Below are 19864 nucleotides of genomic sequence, written 5' to 3'. Positions count from 1 at the left end.
AACTGCAAAACGATTATCAGCTTTACATCGCCTGCAACCTTGCACTATTGTGAGAATTTAACTTTCAATATCTTTAATTCCACCACTATGGAAAACCAAATCAAAATTTTCGATACGACACTTCGAGATGGAGAACAGTCTCCGGGATTTAGCATGAACCAGGATGAAAAACTGCGGCTTGCCCTCCAGCTTGAACGTCTAAAGGCGGATGTTATCGAAGCCGGTTTTCCCATTGCATCGGAAGGAGACTTCAGAACGGTTCGAAAAATAAGCCAGCAGATCAAAGAAAGTACTGTAGCTGCGCTTTGCCGGACGACCACCAAGGATATCGACCGGGCCGCTGAAGCCGTTGAACCCGCTGCAAAACCGCGGATCCATACGTTTATTGCTACTTCGGATATTCATATGGAGTATAAGCTTAAGAAAAACAGGGAGCAGGTCCTGGAATCTGCGGTTTCGGCCGTGGAATATGCCGGTAAATTCTGTGACGAAGTGGAATTTTCGGCTGAGGATGCCTCCCGCAGTGATCCTGAATTCCTGTTCGAGGTTTTTACGGCCGTAATTGATGCGGGGGCCAAGGTTATCAACGTGCCCGATACGGTGGGCTATGCCCTGCCCTGGGAATTCGGAGAGCTGATCCGAAGCATCCGTGAAAACGTGCCCAACATAGAACAGGCCACCCTGAGTGTACACTGCCACAACGACCTGGGAGTGGCCGTTGCCAATTCGCTGATGGCGGTACGGAATGGCGCACAACAGATTGAATGTACCATCAACGGCATCGGGGAACGGGCAGGCAACGCTTCGCTCGAAGAAATTGTTATGGCCATCACAACCCGGAAAAACAACATTGGCAAATATACGAATATCGCAACGGATCAGCTGATGCCAACCAGCAGGCTCCTCACGGAGATCACCGGCAACGAGGTTCAGCTGAACAAGGCCATCGTCGGTGAGAATGCCTTCGCACATGAAGCCGGCATTCACCAGCACGGCGTCTTGAACAACCCGATGACCTATGAAATTATGACCCCGGAATCTGTGGGCCTGACCGGCAACAAAATTGTGCTCGGTAAACACTCGGGGCGCTTTGCACTCAACAAAAAGCTCCAGAAGCTGGGGTATTCTCTCGGCAAGGATGAGTTGAACCAGGTCTATGTGAAGTTCACCAATCTTGCCGATGAGAAAAAAATCGTTAACGAACAGGAATTGCTTGCGCTGGTCAGTGAAACGCTGCCGCAACAAAAGGTTTCGGGAGATACGACGGTGACCAGCTAACTTTCACTTATTAATTTCAAATACTCTTAAAAGATCAGAATTATGGGAATGACCCTCACAGAAAAAATATTAGCAAACCACAGTGGTGCTTCCTCCGTGGAGCCCGGCGAAAGTGTCTGGGTGGACGTAGATGTACTGATGACCCATGATGTTTGCGGTCCCCCGTCAATCGGCATTTTTAAAAATCAGTTTGGCGAAGACGCCCGCGTATGGGATAAAGAGAAACTTGTCATCATTCCGGACCACTACATCTTTACCAAAGATAAATACGCCAACCGCAATGTGGATATCCTCCGGGCTTTTGCCGCGGACCAGGACCTCCCCTATTTTTATGATGTCGGATCTGAGGATTACAAGGGTGTTTGCCACATCGCTCTCCCGGAAGAAGGATTTACGCGGCCGGGCGAAGTGCTTTTTGGTACGGATTCGCACACCTGTACGGCCGGAGCATTCGGACAATTTGCCACCGGTATCGGTAATACGGATGCCGCTTTCATCATGGGAACCGGGCAGCTTTGGGTCAAAGTGCCCGAAACCATGCGTTTTGAGTTTGAAGGCACATCCATGCCCCCCTATATCATGGCAAAAGATATTATTCTGAAAATTATCGGTGATATCGGCGTCGACGGCGCTACCTACCGCACCATGGAGTTTGGCGGTCCCGGGATCAGCGTCATGTCGATGGAAGACCGGATGACCCTCACCAATATGGTTATTGAAGCGGGCGGCAAAAACGGAGTCGTCGAACCGGATGCCAAAACGGAAGCGTATGTCCGACAGCGCACCGACAAGGATTTTGAACCCGTCTACAGCGACCCGGATGCCACCTACCACAGCAAATATCGGTACAATCTCGAAGACATGGTACCGATGGTTGCAAAGCCCCACAGCCCGGATAATAAAGCCACAGCCCTGGAGCTGGAAGGCACTAAGCTCGATCGCGCCTATATCGGCTCCTGCACAGGTGGGAAATTGTCTGACTTCGAAGCGGCGGCTGAGATTATTGCCGGCAACGACCTTAAGCTCGATACCTATATCGTACCCGCCACGACTGAAATTGCAGAGGGACTTGAAACACATACCCTGAACGGGAAGCCGCTGATCGATATCTTCAGAGAAGCGGGCTGTAAAATCGGACAGGCGTCCTGTGCAGCCTGCCTGGGCGGACCCTCCGATACGTTCGGCCGGCTCAACAACCAGGAAGTTTGTATCTCTACGACCAACCGTAACTATCCGGGACGCATGGGCTCTAAAGAATCACAGGTTTACCTGGCTTCCCCGTATACCGTGGCGGCATCGGCCGTAACCGGGAAGATTACCGACCCGCGTGTCTTTATACAGCAAACCGTTATATAGATCGAATCACAATCAATATTATTTCTTCATAATTTATTATGGCTAATCAGCAGCAAATTATTTCAGGAAAAGCGTTTGTGCTCGGTAAAAATATCGACACCGACCAGATTATTCCTGCCGAACACCTCGTGTACAGTTTAGACGACCCGGAAGAGCGAAAATTTTATGGCCGTTATGCCTTGTCCGGCGTGCCGGATGCCGAATCGGGGCTCCCCCAGGGGAACATCCCGCTGGTTGAGGAAGACCGGTTTGAAAGTGAGTTTAATATTATTGTGGGGGGACCTAATTTCGGGTGTGGGTCGTCTCGCGAGCATGCCCCGGCCTCCCTGGATATCGCCGGCGTGCAGGCGATCATCGCTCCCACCTTCGCACGGATTTTTTACCGCAACTCGGTAGACGGCGGCTTTGTCATTCCCTATGAGAGCCTGGAAGACCTGAGCAAAGAAGTTCACACCGGCGACAAGCTGGAAATACATCCCCAGGAGCGAGTGGTCAAAAACGTAACACAAAACGAAACCTATGATATTCGTCCCCTCGGCAGCGTGGCGGATATTGTAAATGCCGGCGGGATTTTTGAATTTGCACGAAAAGAGGGGATGATTCCATGTCAATAACCAAAGAAATTGCTGTACTATCCGGCGACGGTATCGGACCGGAAGTGACCTCAGTAGCCGTCAAAATTCTGCAGGCCGTCTGTGAGCGTCACGATTATACATTAAAAACGGAAAACCATGAGGTGGGCGGAGCCAGCATTGATCGCTTCGGACGTCCCCTTACCCGGGAAACACTGGAGGCCTGTAAAAAGGCCGATGCGGTCCTGCTGGGCGCCGTAGGCGGATCCCAGTGGGATGACCAGCCCAAGGACAAGCGTCCCGAAGCAGCGCTGCTGGGGCTGCGCAAGGAACTGGGCCTATACGCCAACCTTCGTCCCATTAAAACCTACGAATCGCTGATTCACGCCTCCCCCCTGAAAGAGGAGATCATCCGGGATGTGGACATCATGATTGTCCGTGAACTGACCGGCGGCATCTATTTCGGACGGCCCCGTCTGATCGAAAAAACCGACACCGGCGAGCGCGGCGTAGACACCCTGATCTATACCACTGAAGAAGTCAAGCGCATCGTTCATACCGCTTTTGAGACCGCTGCCGTCCGCAATCGCAAAGTCACTTCTGTGGATAAGGCGAATGTTCTCGATTCCTCGCGGCTGTGGCGGCGCACCGTGACGGAGTCGGCCAAGCAATGGCCGGAGGTAACCCTCGAGCACATGCTGGTCGACAACTGCGCCATGCAGCTGGTGCGGTATCCCAGCCAGTTTGACGTGATCGTGACCGGCAACATGTTCGGCGATATTTTGAGTGACGAAGCCTCCATGATCACCGGTTCCATCGGCATGCTTCCCTCTGCCAGCCTTGGTGAAAAGCATGCCATGTACGAGCCCGTGCACGGTTCGGCGCCCGACATAGCCGGGGAAAACAAAGCCAATCCCCTGGCAACCATCGCATCCGTGGCGCTTATGTGCCGGTATTCGCTGGATATGCCCGAGGCCGCCCGGGAGATTGAAGAAGCCATTGAGACCACCCTGAAAGACGGGTTCCGAACGGGCGATATCTCGACCGATCCCTCCAGGGAATATGTGGTGGATACCACGGAGATGGGCAGTGCGGTCCTGAAGCACCTCAATCCCAATCTACAGCCGGGTACGCTGCTGTAGGTAGTTGGGCAGTATGGCATCCGGGACCCGAAGGAAGAAACCGGAGTAACCAAAACGAATATGCGATATGCCGGGTTTCAAAGCCCCGGCATATCTGTTTTGAGGTAGATGTATTTATAATTTCCCTGCTCCAGCACTACCCTTCTTCCATAAATCAGCGCAGCATATCTTCCCGCGGGCTCCCAACTTTGTAAAGAGTACGCCTATGCCCTTTCAAACAGCCGGGCGACCCGGATCTCTTCATAACACATTTATTTCATTACATTACCATTAAAATGGTATCGCCATTCAGCTACTTTTTTGTATCATAATTATGACTAAAATTTCGAATCTATACAAAGATCATGTCTCATGACAGTATAATACGCCCATCACAAGTTGTTTCTGTTCTATCGGCTTTCATTCTCGTGTGCGTTCAGCCGGTCCTCCCCGCTCAGGCACAAACCCTGAAGGTCAGCGATAACAACCGGTATTTAATCAAAGAAGATAATACTCCTTTCTTTTGGCTGGGGGACACGGCATGGGAGCTTTTCCACCGTCTTGACCGAGAAGAAGCCACTCTGTACCTGGAAAACAGGGCGGCAAAAGGCTTCACCATCATCCAGGCAGTTGTATTAGCCGAGCTTAACGGGCTCGCCATCCCCAATCCCTATGGAGATCTTCCCCTGGATGACAAGGATCCCACTCGACCGAACGAAGCCTATTTCGAACATGTCGACTTTATCGTTGAAAAGGCAGAAGAATTGGGACTCCGTATCGGGATGCTTCCTACCTGGGGCGATAAGTTTAACAGGAAATGGGGCGAAGGGCCTGAAATATTCACCCCGTCAAACGCCCGGGATTTTGGCGCTTTTTTGGGCAGGCGGTATAAAGACGATCCGATCATCTGGATTATGGGAGGCGACCGTAATCCCGAAACAGAGCAACACCATAACATCATCCACGCTATGGCCGAAGGCATTCGACAGGGAGATGAAGGTCGTCATCTCATGACGTATCACCCGCAGGGAGGGAGCAGTTCAAGCCAATGGTTTCATGAGGCCGAATGGCTGGACTTCAATATGTTCCAGTCGGGACACGGAAAGGTCGACAACAAAAATTTTAGAATGATGTCTTCCAATTATCAGGAATCCCCGGTAAAGCCTGCACTGGACGGTGAGCCATGTTATGAAGATCATCCCGTTTCCTGGGATCCCGAAAATGGGTGGTTTCACGCTTTTGATGTACGTCAGGCGGCCTATTGGTCCATGCTGGCCGGGGCCCTGGGACATACTTACGGGAACCATAACATTTGGCAAATGTGGGAGCCCGGCCGTGAACCGGTATCTTCGGCTCGCACTCCATGGTATGAGGCAATGGACTATCCCGGGGCTTTTCAGATGAAATACCTGCGGACGCTTTTTACGTCCAGGTCATTTACCAAACTCATCCCCGACCAGGAGCTTATCGAAAAAGATTCGTTACTGGGCTCTGCTCCAGCCCGCGCGGCGAGGGCCCGGGACAACAGCTTCGCAATCATTTATATTCCACACGGACAAAGTCTGGATATAACCCTTTCGATATTTGACAACCATATTGTACAAGCCTGGTGGTATAATCCCCGGATGGGAAATAGCATACGCTTGAAACCATTTAAAGCTCAAAAAACCCATCATTTCGATCCCCCTGCGGATCCCATACGCGGCAATGACTGGGTGCTTGTAATTGATAAAGGAGAGGCTGAATATCCCCCTAACCGCTGAGATAACAATATACGGTTAATATTGTATTGATTGGATATTTGAGCCAGGTCATCCAGCATCCGAAAAGCCTGACAGAGCCGATCAATTCCACGACTCCACCAGCAGCTCTTCCTTGTCCTCTTTTTCCGCCCACTCGTCCGCATCGGGCATCGGGTCGGTAGTCTGATCGATATGGTGATCGATCCACTGCTCGGAAAGCCGGTCGTTCAAATCTATGTAATGTTCCCACTCCAGGGGTACTTCGTCATCGGGATAGATCGCCTCTACCGGACACTCCGGTACACAGGCATCACAATCGATGCACTCAAAGGGATCAATAACCAAAAAGTTGGGGCCCTCACGAAATGCGTCAACCGGGCAAACGGATGCGCAATGAGTGTATTTACAATTAATGCATGGTTCAGCAACTACGTACGCCATCGTTAAATTTTATTAGTCGAGTCAACAATTAGAATTATTATTAAAAAGGATTAACAAATCAATTGGCCATCCTGAAATGTCGTCGTTACAGGATTTCCTTTTAGCAACAATAGGAGGATTATACTCAGAAGATTCTTCGACAAACTCAGAATGACAAGCTTTAATGATCTTCAATGCCTACTGTCGTTCCTGTAGAAATAAATAAAATAAGTACTATTGCGAATCACGCCTCAATTTCTTCTATGGCTGATGCTCCCAGGGCGTCAGTCACCACCTCCTCGCCCACAATATCAGCGGTCCTGTGATAAGCTTCCTTTATCATCCCCTTCCGGAAAAGACTCAGCACATCAGAATCGATGACCTCATACCAGAGCCGCTTTCGCGTTTCAAACCGGGAGTGATGCCGGGACATCGGCTTCCTCAGCTTCTGCATAAAGTCCAGGAAATCACCGTACTCGGGACCGAACTCCTTCTCGAAGCGCTGGCGCAACCGCACCGACAGGGCCGGGGCCGCACCGCTGGTTGATATGGAAATAGTCAGCGGTCCCCGCTTAACGATAGAGCCGAAGGCAAAATTGGCGTGGGGAATATCGTCCATCACATTCACGAGGATGCCCCGCTCTTTGGCTTCCTGGTATACTTTTTTGTTTACGTCGCCTTCATACTCGGCCACGATAGCCATAAAAGCGTCCTCCAGGTCGCCCTGTTTATAGCTGCGCGGGATCCACTTGAAGCGGTTTTCCCCCACCCATCGCTGCATTTTTTCGGTTAAATGGGGACTGATGACCGTGAGCTTTGCATTTCGCTCTAACAGCTGTTCTGCCTTGCCCTCGGCCTCGTGGTCGCCCCCGACCAAGACGGTCCGGCGTTCATCCAAACGCCGTAAATAAATTGGAAACATATCCATATTACTGTCCATTACCATTCATATTTTTCTTTGCTGCATTGCCGTTTTTCTGCGTAGAGAGATGAATGCCGCATTCTGTTTTCTCCAACCCTTTCCAGCGGCCGGCCCGCTCATCGTCTACATCGCTGTCCACCGCCTGTGTACACGGGATACACCCGATACTCGGATACCCCTCGTCATGCAGTGGATTATAGGGGAGTCCCTTGCCCCGGATATAATTCCACACTTCCTTGCCCGTCCAGTTCGCCAGGGGATTGATTTTTACCACTTTGTTATCCGGGTCCCATTCGACAAACTGGGTATTGCTCCGGTCCTCTGACTGGCTTCTGCGCAGCCCGGTAATCCAGGCCTTCTTGTCGGAAAGATAATTACGCAGCGGAAGGACCTTCCTCAGATGGCAGCAGCGGTTGGGATTCGTTTCCCAGAGTTTTTCCCCGTATTTCTCAGCTTGTTCCTCCAGCGAAAGACCTGTTGTGACACGGGTGATCTCAAGGTCAAACCGATTTTCTACCCGATCTTTCAACTCGTAGGTTTCATCGAATAACAAGTGAGTGTCCAGGTAGAAAATGGGAATCTTGATCCCCAGCTCCCACAGGCGATAAATCAAAAACATTCCGGAGGGACCAAAACCGGTGCCCAGTACCATATCGGTCCCGAAAGTATGGTACCCCCAGAACAGCACCTGACTGGGACCCGCTACTTCGAATTGCCTGTTGAGGCGATCCAAAAAATCTTTGGATAACGTTTGATTGGGAATAATTTCTTCTTTAAGCTCTTGCATTGTTAAAATAGTTTAACCAGCAAATTGCGCTCGAGGTCTGGAGTTTGAAATAGTTTCCTGTTGGGTATTTTCCCCGGTCTTGCTATTAAACCAGGCCAGTTCCTTGCTTTTGGCTGCCAGCTCACCAATCACGATGGTCGCCGGTGGTGACAGCGATTCGGCCTTTTCCCCAATGGTCTCCAGCGTGCCCAGTACTGTTTGTTGAGACGAGTAGGTCGCCTGCTGAACAACACTGACCGGGGTATCCGCCGGACGCCCGAGACGCGTGAGCGTTTCAGCTATCTTCGGGAGACTTTTCACCCCCATAAGAATGACCAGCGTGTCAGCATTGACCAGGTGCTCCCAGTTGGCAAAAGTATCGGCATTTTTGACCGTATGACCGGTAACGACCGTAAACGACCGGGCCACCTTGCGATGGGTTACCGGGATGCCGGCAAAAGCGGGAGCCGCCAGCGCGCTGCTAATGCCGGGCACGACTTCGAATGAAATATTTGCGGCCTTCAGCGCCTCACACTCTTCGCCCCCTCGTCCGAAGACAAAGGGATCCCCGCCCTTCAGGCGGACAACAATCTTTCCCTCGCGGGCTTTGGCGACAAGGATACGATTAATCTGTGATTGCGAGACGGAAGGCTTATCCGGACGCTTACCGACATACAGGTGCTCCGACCGGTCTGAGGTCATTGCCAGGAGTTCGGGATTGGCCAGGCGGTCATATACGATGACGTCTGCCTTTTTCAGAACCTTTGCTCCTTTCACCGTAATCAAATCGGGATCGCCCGGGCCCGCTCCCACCAGATAAACTTTGCCGGTGGAATGGTACGTTTGCGTGCTCATAATGGTTTTCGATAAGGATTAAGCTGAGACTAATTCGGTTTCTTCGACATCAACCCGGTTCCAAAAGTCCCCGAAGGACTCGCCGTTTATCCGGTTTTTGCTAAAATGCTCCAGCAGAGGCGTTACTTCCTCAACCAGATTTTCACGTTCCACCAGGTCTTTATATTTCCTGTTCAACCGCGTCCCCGAAGGGTCTCCACCAATAAAGATGGTATATTTATCGAGCGAACGACCTACAAACCCTATATCGGCTACGTAGGGACGGGAGCAACCGTTCGGACAGCCGGTCATTCGGACGGACAGTTTCTCGTCCTCGAGGCCGAGGTCGTGGAGCACTTCATCCAGGTCTCTGATGATATCCGGCAGCGCCCGTTCGGATTCGGTGATAGCCAGTCCGCAGGTAGGCAGGGCCGGGCAAGCCATCGAATATTTGATGGCGTTTGAAAGTTCGTCGTCCAGCAATACGCCGTGATCATCAAAAATGTGCTCGATGCTCTCTTTGTCATCTTCAGCGATATCGGTAAGGATCACGTTATGGTTGGGGGTAAGCCGAACGCCCGTGCCATATTCCTTTACCACTTTACGGAGTGCGCTCTTCAGCTGAAGGGCCCCGTCATCTTTGATGCGCCCGTTTTCAATGGAAAGCCCCAGGAACCAGTTGCCATCCGACTGCCTGTTCCAGCCGAGATAGAGATCCAGTTCAAAGTCGGGCAACTCACGGAAAGGCTCCAATTCATACCCAAGGCGCTCTGTCAGCTCGTTTTCAAACTTTTCCAACCCCCATTTATGGATCAGGTATTTCATTCGGGCCTGCTTGCGGTTTTTGCGGTCCCCGTGATCACGCTGTATTTCGATAATTTTTTTCACCACGTCAACCACTTTTTCCCTGGGAACGTATCCGAGGTCGTCGCCCAGCCGTGGAAAGGTATCCTCTTTGCGATGGTTCATTCCCATGCCGCCGCCGACGATCACATTGAAGCCTTCGATCTCATTGTCATCATCGAAAAGAGCGACCAACCCGATATCCTGCGTATAGATATCGATGCTGTTGTCTTTTGGCAGGGCAATGCCCACTTTGAATTTCCGCGGCAGGTAACTGTGACCATACAGGGGCTCGCTGTCGGTAACTTCCTCCTTGCCGGAATAGACCTTGTCGCCGTTCAACCAAACTTCGTGATAGGCCTTGCTGGCAGGCAATAATATGTCGGACAGATCGTCGGCGAAGGCCTGGACCCTTGCCTGGCGTCCGTCGATATCCGGAGCCGGCGAGGCCATCACATTGCGCACGATATCACCACAGGCGCCAAGTGTGGTAATTAACGAATTATTAATCTCCTGTAGCGTCTTTTTGAGTTCATCCTTGATTACGCCGTGCAGTTGAAAGGCCTGCCGGGTTGTTACCCGCAGGGTTTGATCGGCATAATCGTCGGCTATTTTATCGATAGCCAGGTATTGATCCGGGGTCATTTTGCCACCCGGCAACCGGCCGCGAATCATAAAAATGTAGTGGCGGTCACGCCCTTCCCGGAGATCACGATCATCCTGCTGGTAGGTGCCATGAAATTTAAGCACCTGTATGGCCTCCTTGCCGAAGTGGGAAGAATCATTTCCCACTTCTTCAGCAAGAGGCGCACGCAGATAATCGCTGTTCTCCTTTATGACCTCAATTTTACTTTTTGTTCTTTTTCGTCGAGAACCCATAAAGGATCTTTAGTTTAATTAAGTTGGATTTTACCGTTCGATAGGTGCGTCAATCAGGTTGCCCCATTCTGTCCACGAACCGTCATAATTACGCACACTCGGGTATTCGAGCAGCTCGTTCAGGACAAACCAGGAATGCGCTGAACGCTCGCCAATCCGGCAGTAAGAAATAATATCCTTATCGGGCGTGATTCCTTCGTTTTCATAGATTTCTTTCAGCTCCTCTTCGCTTTTGAACGTTCCATCTTCGTTTACTGCTTTCGACCATGGAATATTTGAAGCTCCCGGAATATGACCCGGCCGCTGAGAGAGTTCATTCAAGCCCGGAGGCGCCAGAATCTTGCCGGTAAATTCATCCGGTGAGCGGACATCCACCAGACCGAAATCATTATCGTTCAGGCGCTCTTCAACATCCTGACGGAAGGCACGATATTCTTTCTTTACCCCGGATATCGTATAGTCCGTCGCAGGGTAATCCGGCGTGTCGGTGGTTAATTCGCGACCTTCTGCCTCCCATTTCTTTCGGCCGCCATCCAGAATCTTTACATCTTCATGGCCGTAATATTTCAGCAGCCAGTAAGCCCAGGCAGCGAACCAGTTGTTATTGTCGCCATAAAGTACGACCGTGGTATCGTTATCGATCCCGGATTCCTGCAAGAGGTTTTCGAAATCTTCCTTTGAACTGATGGTTCTTCGTAGCTGATCCTGCAGCTGGGTCTTCCAGTTCCATCCTACCGCGCCGGAAATGTGACCGGAGTCATAGGATTCGGTATCTACATCCACTTCTACGAACCGGATGCCCTCATCGTTGAGATGATTGGCGGCCCAATCGGTAGTAGCGAGTACTTCTTTGTTGGTTAATACGTCAGACATAGTGGTTTACTTTTGCTTTGTTTGTGGTTTGGTGATTTACTTGTATCTAACAAAGCCCTGCTGATGCAGGCAGGCGGGCATTATCAAATAAAAAAGCCCACTACCTGCAACAGGTAGTGGGCTTTTTTTGTCAGTTTCTCAGATCATTATTTTGACATATCAGCTCCACTACCTTTCAAAGGATTCATACAACAACACATACACATATCCATACGCATGGCAGTGGAGATCGCTGAAAAGTTGTGGTTCTGAGTTTCGTTATTCATCAAAATAATTAATTGGTTGTTTGACAATGACGTGTTGTCATCAGCGCTTTTAGGATAGAAACTTATGAAGTATAAGTCAACTCGAATTTCAAAAAAAATATATCCTTATTTTAGTAACCCCTTTTTTATCTCTGTTTGATCCCCCTTTAAGCATCCCAAACCCGATCGCAGAGTCAGCTGCATGAGGATCAAAATTGGATAAAACCTCACTGTTTTTGCTGCACCAAAAAAGCATGGCACTCACAACCGGCTGCCTACACGAGCCGGATGAATGCCGCTCTTTGTGCCGCAACACATAATTAAAATAGATATTTTATATTGTTCTTTAACATAGAATCCTATGGCCTGACTCACTTATGATGCACTATTTGTACAGGCAATTAAAAGCTGCGCAAACCTATTGGATTTATAAAATTTTTTCCTATCTTTGAACACATTCATAGATGTTTGCTGAAAAACGTCTAACATAATTATTCGAGATTTGACAGCAACACAACAAAACATATCAGTTCATTCTTCCCTCAAACACCACTGTTGTGCGTGTTGTTGCTGTTGTTGTAGATAGTTACCGGATCTAAACGCTCACATTCTCTTCTCATCCGGTAGTAAATCCGGGTCCCAGCCCAATTCATCTGCTCACGCCCATTTATTCCCCCGAAAATTCATTATTCAGAAAATCATGCAAACACCTGACCTTATTGAAAATCAGAACGTAACGTTGGAACAGAACATCGCACGGCTGGATAATTATATCGGTCATACGCCGCTATTCCCGATTCAGAACCTTCATACCAGCGAACAGGTTAGCATATTTGCCAAGCTGGAGTGGCAGCAATTCGGAGGAAGCGTCAAAACGCGTCCCGCTTACCGCATCATCCGGGATGCCGTTAGCAGCGGGAAGCTCTACAAAGGCAAACAGCTGCTGGATGCCAGCAGTGGCAATACCGGCATTGCCTACGCACATCTCGGGGCCGCCATGGGTATCCCGGTAACACTGTGCCTGCCTGAAAATGCTTCTGAAGAGCGAAAACAGATTCTGAGAGCACTGGATGTAAACCTTGTACTTACATCCCGAAGCGGAGGCACAGACGAAGCCCAGGAAGTCGCGCGTTCAATGTACGAAAGACAGCCTGACAAGTATTACTATGCCGACCAGTACAGCAATCCCAGCAACTGGAAAGCCCACTACGACACGACGGGACCGGAGATTCTGGACCAGACCGATTACGGGATTACCCACTATATTGCCGGTCTGGGCACTACCGGAACGTTCACGGGCACCGGACGGTTTTTAAAAGAATACAAAAAGAATATTCGACTTATCGCCCTGCAACCCGACCTGGCGATGCATGGTCTTGAAGGATGGAAACACCTTGAAACCGCCCATACCCCGGCTATTTATGACGCATCGGTGGCCGATGAAGTGCGAAGGGTCAGTACGGAACAAGCCCATCAGCTGGTCAGGCTGACCGCTCAAAAAGAAGGGCTGCTTATCAGTCCCTCTTCAGCTGCCAACCTGGCCGGGGCGCTTGAGCTGGCGGAGGAATTGGACGAGGGCGTCATCGTAACGATTTTCCCGGATGACCTCAGTAAATACGGAGAAATTAGCAACCAACTATTTTAAGCGTTTATATTTATTTACATATGAAACTGAACATCAGTAATCATGCTCTTCAAAAGATGCGAAGTCATGCCGAAGCGGACTATCCCAACGAATGCTGTGGTTTTTTCTATGGCCTGGAGGGGGAGGTCCGCCAGGTTCAGATTGCCCGGCAGGTAGATAATGCGAAGGATGGAGATCAACGAAGACGTTTCCAAATTGATCCCCGGGACTACCGGAAGGCCGAACAATATGCAATCGATCATGATCTGGACCTGCTGGGAGTATATCATTCTCATCCCGACCACCCGGCGGAGCCATCTGAGCACGACCGCAAAGTGGCCATGCCCTGGTTCTCGTATATCATTATCTCCGTTCGGGACGGAGCTGCGGCCGATGTTCGCTCCTGGCGATTAAATGACCACCGGGAATTTGAGGAAGAATCCACGGAAGTCAAAGAATTCATACACAACACAGAAACGTAAATCTAAAATACAAACAAGCTTTATGGCAACGATTATCATCCCGACTCCTCTGAGAAAATACACTGACCAAAACCGGCGTTTTGAGACCCGGCAAACCACCCTTTCGGGAGCGATTGAACAATTTATCGATGAATATCCTGAAGTTGAGCAAAACCTGTTGGACGAAGAGGGGAATATCCGGTCCTATATCAAGCTTTATATCGGCGACGAGGAAGTGGATCCGGCCGAAAATGGCTCCCTTGAGCTCAGTGAAGATACGGAGGTCAGTATTATTCCCGCCATCGCCGGCGGGATGGAGTATGCCACGCAAAATCGCTATGAATATTTCTTCACTGCTTCTTAGCGACTCTGCGTGAAATCACTGGATTCATATTGGAATTTAAAAAATAACTGTCATGGACAACTGGAAGAACATAGAATTTTCAAGTGAGGAACTCGGCCACTACAGCCGTCACCTTTCTATCCCGGAATTTGGCATGGAAGGCCAGCAGAAGCTGAAGGCCTCGAAAGTGCTGGCGGTGGGGACCGGCGGACTCGGTGCCCCGATGCTGCAGTACCTTGCGGCGGCGGGTGTAGGTACGATCGGCATTGTGGATTTTGACAAAGTGGAAGCCAGCAACCTGCACCGGCAGGTACTCTTCGGCGCCTCTGACGTGGGGCGGCCCAAAGTCGAGGTTGCCCGGGAAAGACTGCAGGAGATTAACCCGCATATTGATATCAAAATCCATAACGTGCGCCTGACCAGTGAAAACGCGCTCCAGATCATCGAGAAGTATGATGTGATCGCCGACGGGACGGACAATTTTCCAACACGGTACCTGATCAATGACGCCTGTGTAATGCTGGGCAAGCCGAATGTGCATGGATCAATTTTTCAGTTCGAGGGACAGCTTTCGGTGTTCAACTATCTGGATGAGGAAGGCAACCGCGGTCCAAATTATCGGGATCTCTTCCCGGAGCCCCCGCCCCCCGGACTGGTGCCGAGTTGTGCGGAAGCGGGCGTGCTGGGCGTCCTTCCGGGCATCATCGGCTGCCTGCAGGCCAGTGAAGTTATTAAAATCATTACGGGTATCGGGTCACCGCTTTCCGGGCAGTTGTTCCTGTTCGACGCCCAGGAGTTCAGCACTCGGAAAGTAACCGTAACGAAAAACAGGGACAATCCGCTGACGGGCCCGGAACCCGAGATCACCGAACTAATCGATTATGAGGCCTTTTGCGGGCTCCCCTCTTCCTCGAACGGACAGGAAGAACGGGAATCCGAAGTGCCGGAAGTTACGGTGCAGGAATATAAGTCGTGGCTCGAGCGCGGCGAAGAGGTACAGCTTGTTGATGTGCGCGAGCCCCACGAGGTGGAGATCGCTGAAATCGGCGGGGAGCTGATTCCTCTCAAGACCATCATTGATCATGCGGATAAAATAAGCCGGGACAAAAAAGTGGTTGTCCACTGCCGCAGCGGACAGCGCAGCGCGGATGCGATTAAACAGCTTAACGAGAAGTACGGCTTCGACAACCTCTATAACCTGAAAGGCGGTATCCTGGCCTGGTCAAAAGAAATTGACGACAGCGTGCCGCAGTATTGACGGCTGTAGCTGCTATTGTTGATTAAAAAAAGCAGATCCTACGCTTATTTTCCCTCTATAGGATGATGGACATGGCACAAGGAGGGATCCCAACAAAATGTATTCTTTGGCCATAAGTGTACAACTTTATTGTCAGAATGGTAAAGTTACACTCCATTAAATGACAGGGTGCCTGAGGAGCGCCCAATAACGATTTAATCTTCCTCAATCAGCTGCAGCGAAGCCGAATTAATGCAATATCGGAGTCCTGTAGGTTCGGGACCATCCGGGAAAACGTGTCCCAGGTGCGCATCGCACACATTGCATAACACTTCAATACGATTCATCCCCAGGCTTTTGTCCACCTCGTAGCGGATGGCATTATCCTGTACCGGTTCCGTAAAGCTGGGCCAGCCCGACCCCGACTCAAATTTTTCGGTGGAATCAAAAAGCTCGGTGCCGCAGCAAACACAGGCATAGAGGCCGGGCTCGTGCGATTCGCAGTACTGCCCGGAATAAGGCTGTTCGGTTCCCTTTTTTCGCGTTACCCGGAACTGCTCCCCGGTTAAGGCTTCCCGCCACTCAGCTTCACTCTTTTCTATCCTTTTGGGGGGATCAGGGTTCCCGTTCACTGTTTTCTTGTGGATCTGCTGCCAATCAATCATATCCGAAAAAATCAATAAGTTAATAAACTGCCACGAGGAAGAGCCATCGTGATCCGGGTATTCATTCGATTTGCTCGCCGCAAAACACTATTTATTTTTTCCGACCCTGAGGGCCGGGGAATTAGACCACATAGCCATTAAAAAGATCAAGCCAATCAATCAAACTTTAATTGCCAGGGAAAGTTCAGAACGGTCCCGATACCTTGCTCGTTCCGGACCACACTTCAGAACCGGAAAAACCTCTGTCCTGCAAATAAAAGGTGTCAACTGTCGGGGCGGCCGGATTTGAACCGGCGACCTCGTCGTCCCGAACGACGCGCGCTAACCGGGCTGCGCTACGCCCCGCAAATTTTTTCCGGAGCCTCCAAAATCGAAACTTTCTTGCCTAATTACAAAAATAGTTCCTGCCTTTTCTCTCTTCTAAAGAGGATAGCAAAAAACAAAAACTGTTTTGGTTAAACTTTCCCTTCGCGTCCATATCATTAAGAAAAAGTCCTGCAGAATGCCGGTCTGAAGGAACATACTCATGGCCGGTAGCGTTTAATCACAGTCCCTCTTATTTAATTTAATTGCCGAGGCTGTGGTACAGATAACAAAATTATAAAATTGAGCCAACATTTGTACAAGCTGACCCTCTTTGGGCCACAACGGGGTTTCTTGTTCTGATATCGGTAATCTATATACCGGGGACTCTCTTTACCTCCTGAAATCCTCTTTTCAATACTGAATGATCAGCACAATAAAAAAGCACAATACAAATCCTTGTATTGTGCTTAATGTTAATAATAGAGCAAATGAAATATCAGCCTGCGTCCTCCCGGCATAAATGCCCGGTAGACAAAAGCTATAATCTGAATATTACACGATCTTTGAAATCAGATCAGCGGTACGGGCAGAGTAACCGGCCTCGTTATCGTACCAGGCCAATATCTTCACCAGTTTTCCATTGGTTTTGGTAAAGCCGGAATCATAAATACAAGAGTGGGGATCACCCAATATATCGGTTGATACCAGCTCCTCTTCGGAGTAGGCTAATACACCCTTCATCGATCCGTCCGCAGCTTCCCTAAAGGCATTATGCACCTGTTCTACCGTCACATCCTTTTCGACAATAGCGGTAAGATCCGTCAGCGAACCGTCGGGAACCGGTACCCGGATGGCGCTTCCGTCCAGTCTGCCTTCAAGCTCGGGCAAGACGAGCTCTACCGTTTGAGCAGCCCCGGTCGTCGTAGGCACCAGGTTATGGGCAGCCGTTCGGCCTCTTCGCAGATCCTTATGGGGCCCGTCCAGTATATTCTGGCTCCCCGTATAGGCGTGGGTGGTGGTCATGAATCCTTTTTCCAGTCCGAAAGCATCGTCCAGTACTTTTACCATCGGCGCCAGGCAATTGGTCGTACAGCTGGCATTGGAATAGATTTGTGTTTCATCATCGATAATATCGTCATTGACGCCTAAAACAATCGTTTTAACTTCTTTATCTCCTTTTGCAGGTGCAGAAATAATAACTTTGTCTGCCCCGGCTTCAAGATGCTTGGAAGCGGCATCATAGGTTCGGAAAAAGCCGGTAGACTCAACAACTACGTCTGCGCCGAGCTCATCCCAATTCAGATTCACCGGGTCCCGTTCCGAAGTTATGCCGATTTCCATTCCGTCGATGGTAATAGCTTTCTCACTTACGTCGACCTCTCCTTCATAGGTGCCGTGAACTGAATCGCGTTTAAATAAATATGCCAGTGTTTCGGCATCGGTCAAGTCGTTGATCCCTACAATAGTAATTTCATCTTGGTGGTAAGACAATATCGATCGAGCTACCAGTCGACCAATTCGTCCGAATCCGTTAATTCCTACGTTAATTTTAGCCATAAAATTTTACTTTTTGTTAACTCCATTTGAGTGTGAAAACTTGTTTAAAGCATTGAGCGTTAATACATCCCAGGCGATAATCAAGCCGCCTAAAAATAACAGTAAATCCCTTTATTGTAAATGATTGAATAAAATTTTAATCCTCTTCCTCATCCAAATCCATATCTTCCGGAATCTCTTCATCGAGATCCAAATCGTCCACAAATTCATCCTCAGCATCGATCTCTTGCCGGCTTTCCTTTTTTTCCTCTGTTGCCCCCGCTTGTCGCAGCCGACTCGCTACTTCCACATGATCATTATCCAGGGCCATAGAGAGCGCAGTTGCCCCATTTTTATCACGCTTTTTGACTTTTGCTCCCCGGTCAAGCAGGTAGTCTACAATTTCCGTATGTCCGTCCCGCGCGGCAAGCATAAGGGCCGTATGACCCCATCGCTGGGTGGCATTTACATCCGCCCCTTCTTCACAAAGCAATTGCACCGCCTGCAGGTTGCCCTCCCTCGCGGCGGCAATCAGCGCCAGATCTCTGATTTGGGCACCGTGTTCCAGCAGCAGCTTCATCATTTTTGTATTGCCGTTTTCAGCCGCCCTGTTAAGAGCACTGCCGCCCAGAGATGTTGTTTTATTCGGATCGGCCCCTTGCTCAAGCAAATAGGCTACCACTTCCATCTGGTCATGCTGGGCGGCAAAAATAAGGGCGGTCGATCCATTCTTGGCAGTTTCCTCAATATTCGTTCCCTCCTGCACTAATTGTTTTAGCTCTTCAAGCTTTCCATCTTTTGCAGCTTGCAGTAACGGCTCCATCTCCATAGTATTTCAATTTTTGAAGGTTATATAAACTTTGAAAAGTATATCATCAATATCTCATTAATTATCAACCCATAATTATTTTTTTCTATTTCAGTCTTCCCGAGCCGCTGTACCCATTCATAAAATCCTTGCCGCTCATTCGCTGTTTGCCTTCCAGCTGTACTTGTTTCAGGATTACAGTGCCCTTTTGGCAGCCGGCCAATAACTCATCATCATTCATGGCTAATATCCCGGGTGCCAAATGTTGATCAGGCCCCAGGGCCGAGCGGTACATGTTAAATTTAAGACCATCCAACCGGGCCCAGGCCGTCGGAAAGGGACTGAGTCCACGAATGTTATCATGGACTTGCCTGGCCGGACGATCAAAATCTACTTTACAATCCCCGGTAAACAGTTTTGGAGCAGGGGTCGCTTCCTCATGATCCTGGCGGTGCGTCTCATAATCTCCCCGCTCAATATCATCAACGACTTCCGTAAGCAATACGCTTCCCATTTCTTTCAGGCGGTTGTATACATCACCGGTTGTCTCGTTTATACCGATGTTAGTTGCACGTTGAGCAATAATTTGTCCCGTATCTACCTGCTCATCCAGGAAAAAAACCGTGCAGCCGGTCTGCTTCTCGCCCTTCATTACAGCCCAGTGGATAGGTGCAGCTCCCCGGTATTTCGGCAGCAGGGAAGCATGAAGATTGATTGCTCCCCGGCCGGGAAGCTCCAGTAATTCAGGGGGAAGAATGCGAAAGGCCACTACGACAAAGAGATCCGCATCCAAAACTTTTAAATCGCGGTAAAAATCCGGGTTGTCGAGATCTTCCACTTCAATCACCGGCAGATCCAATTCCAGCGCCCTGGCTTTTACCGGTGTGGGAGACGGCTTTGCGCGGCGTCCACGGCGTTTATCGACATTGCTGACAACGGAGACAATTTCGTGGGCGGACTGGTGAAGCCTTTCAAGACTGGGAATAGCAAAATCGGGCGAACCCATAAAAACAATACGCATACACAATGGACA

Annotated in this window: 18 protein-coding genes, 1 tRNA gene and 1 pseudogene; 9 read left to right on the top strand and 11 right to left on the bottom strand. The window is 49.9% G+C overall.

Features of this window, described 5'->3' with window-relative positions:
* Positions 1-87: 87 nt before the first annotated feature.
* The 5 genes and pseudogenes from BUB16_RS16975 to BUB16_RS16955 all read left to right on the top strand — a co-directional run.
* Positions 88-1236 (top strand): annotated as a pseudogene (locus tag BUB16_RS16975) (2-isopropylmalate synthase); the annotation flags it as partial.
* Between the two features lie 84 nt (positions 1237-1320).
* The gene (locus BUB16_RS16970) at positions 1321-2634 is read left to right on the top strand and encodes a 3-isopropylmalate dehydratase large subunit (RefSeq protein WP_073067280.1); all 1314 of its coding nucleotides are present in this window, start codon (positions 1321-1323) and stop codon (positions 2632-2634) included.
* A gap of 38 nt (positions 2635-2672) precedes the next feature.
* On the top strand, positions 2673-3248 hold the full coding sequence (locus BUB16_RS16965; protein ID WP_073067278.1) for a 3-isopropylmalate dehydratase: 576 nt from the start codon (positions 2673-2675) through the stop codon (positions 3246-3248).
* Positions 3239-4348, top strand: coding sequence for a 3-isopropylmalate dehydrogenase (gene leuB, locus BUB16_RS16960; RefSeq protein WP_073067276.1), 1110 nt, complete (start codon positions 3239-3241; stop codon positions 4346-4348). The genes BUB16_RS16965 and leuB overlap by 10 nt, the downstream gene beginning before the upstream one ends.
* A gap of 344 nt (positions 4349-4692) precedes the next feature.
* Positions 4693-6090, top strand: coding sequence for a glycoside hydrolase family 140 protein (locus BUB16_RS16955; protein ID WP_084088386.1), 1398 nt, complete (start codon positions 4693-4695; stop codon positions 6088-6090).
* Positions 6091-6171: 81 nt separating this feature from the next.
* Here the strand turns inward: BUB16_RS16955 and BUB16_RS16950 are convergent, their stop codons facing one another.
* From BUB16_RS16950 to BUB16_RS16925, 6 genes are all read right to left on the bottom strand, one after another.
* On the bottom strand, positions 6172-6510 hold the full coding sequence (locus BUB16_RS16950; protein WP_073067274.1) for a ferredoxin family protein: 339 nt from the start codon (positions 6508-6510) through the stop codon (positions 6172-6174).
* Positions 6511-6733: 223 nt separating this feature from the next.
* Positions 6734-7417 (bottom strand): precorrin-2 dehydrogenase/sirohydrochlorin ferrochelatase family protein, encoded by a 684-nt coding sequence (locus BUB16_RS16945; RefSeq protein WP_170864448.1) that lies wholly within the window; start codon positions 7415-7417, stop codon positions 6734-6736.
* Between the two features lies 1 nt (position 7418).
* On the bottom strand, positions 7419-8198 hold the full coding sequence (locus BUB16_RS16940; RefSeq protein WP_084088384.1) for a phosphoadenylyl-sulfate reductase: 780 nt from the start codon (positions 8196-8198) through the stop codon (positions 7419-7421).
* Positions 8199-8210: 12 nt separating this feature from the next.
* Positions 8211-9032 (bottom strand): uroporphyrinogen-III C-methyltransferase, encoded by an 822-nt coding sequence (cobA, locus tag BUB16_RS16935; protein WP_073067270.1) that lies wholly within the window; start codon positions 9030-9032, stop codon positions 8211-8213.
* Positions 9033-9050: 18 nt separating this feature from the next.
* Positions 9051-10733 carry an NADPH-dependent assimilatory sulfite reductase hemoprotein subunit gene (locus BUB16_RS16930; protein ID WP_073067267.1) on the bottom strand — a complete coding sequence of 561 codons (1683 nt, stop codon included), beginning with the start codon at positions 10731-10733 and terminating at the stop codon, positions 9051-9053.
* A gap of 30 nt (positions 10734-10763) precedes the next feature.
* A complete protein-coding gene (locus tag BUB16_RS16925; RefSeq protein WP_073067264.1) occupies positions 10764-11606 on the bottom strand; it encodes a sulfurtransferase in 843 nt (280 codons plus the stop codon).
* A gap of 945 nt (positions 11607-12551) precedes the next feature.
* On the opposite strand from BUB16_RS16925, the gene BUB16_RS16920 reads away from it, so the two are divergent.
* Genes BUB16_RS16920 through moeB form a run of 4 tightly spaced genes read left to right on the top strand, consistent with a single transcriptional unit; the run spans position 12552 to position 15537 of the window.
* Positions 12552-13496, top strand: coding sequence for a PLP-dependent cysteine synthase family protein (locus BUB16_RS16920; RefSeq protein WP_073067262.1), 945 nt, complete (start codon positions 12552-12554; stop codon positions 13494-13496).
* A gap of 20 nt (positions 13497-13516) precedes the next feature.
* A complete protein-coding gene (locus tag BUB16_RS16915; RefSeq protein WP_073067261.1) occupies positions 13517-13957 on the top strand; it encodes a M67 family metallopeptidase in 441 nt (146 codons plus the stop codon).
* A 22-nt stretch (positions 13958-13979) separates the two neighbouring features.
* A complete protein-coding gene (locus tag BUB16_RS16910) occupies positions 13980-14300 on the top strand; it encodes a MoaD/ThiS family protein (RefSeq protein WP_073067259.1) in 321 nt (106 codons plus the stop codon).
* A gap of 52 nt (positions 14301-14352) precedes the next feature.
* Entirely contained in the window at positions 14353-15537 is a 1185-nt protein-coding gene (gene moeB, locus BUB16_RS16905) for a molybdopterin-synthase adenylyltransferase MoeB (RefSeq protein ID WP_073067257.1), read from the top strand.
* A gap of 194 nt (positions 15538-15731) precedes the next feature.
* Here the strand turns inward: moeB and msrB are convergent, their stop codons facing one another.
* The 5 genes from msrB to fmt form a co-directional block, all read right to left on the bottom strand.
* Positions 15732-16181, bottom strand: a complete 450-nt coding sequence (msrB, locus tag BUB16_RS16900) for a peptide-methionine (R)-S-oxide reductase MsrB (protein WP_073067348.1) — start codon at positions 16179-16181, stop codon at positions 15732-15734.
* A gap of 270 nt (positions 16182-16451) precedes the next feature.
* Positions 16452-16526: transfer RNA gene (locus BUB16_RS16895), tRNA-Pro, on the bottom strand.
* Between the two features lie 513 nt (positions 16527-17039).
* Positions 17040-18044, bottom strand: coding sequence for a type I glyceraldehyde-3-phosphate dehydrogenase (gene gap / locus BUB16_RS16890; protein ID WP_073067255.1), 1005 nt, complete (start codon positions 18042-18044; stop codon positions 17040-17042).
* A gap of 136 nt (positions 18045-18180) precedes the next feature.
* On the bottom strand, positions 18181-18852 hold the full coding sequence (locus BUB16_RS16885; RefSeq protein WP_073067253.1) for an ankyrin repeat domain-containing protein: 672 nt from the start codon (positions 18850-18852) through the stop codon (positions 18181-18183).
* Positions 18853-18937: 85 nt separating this feature from the next.
* Entirely contained in the window at positions 18938-19852 is a 915-nt protein-coding gene (gene fmt / locus BUB16_RS16880; protein WP_073067251.1) for a methionyl-tRNA formyltransferase, read from the bottom strand.
* Between the last annotated feature and the right edge of the window lie 12 nt (positions 19853-19864).

Source organism: Fodinibius roseus, from assembly GCF_900129315.1.
GTDB classification, from domain to species: Bacteria; Bacteroidota; Rhodothermia; order Balneolales; family Balneolaceae; genus Fodinibius; species Fodinibius roseus.
This window is presented reverse-complemented; position numbering and strand designations above follow the sequence as displayed.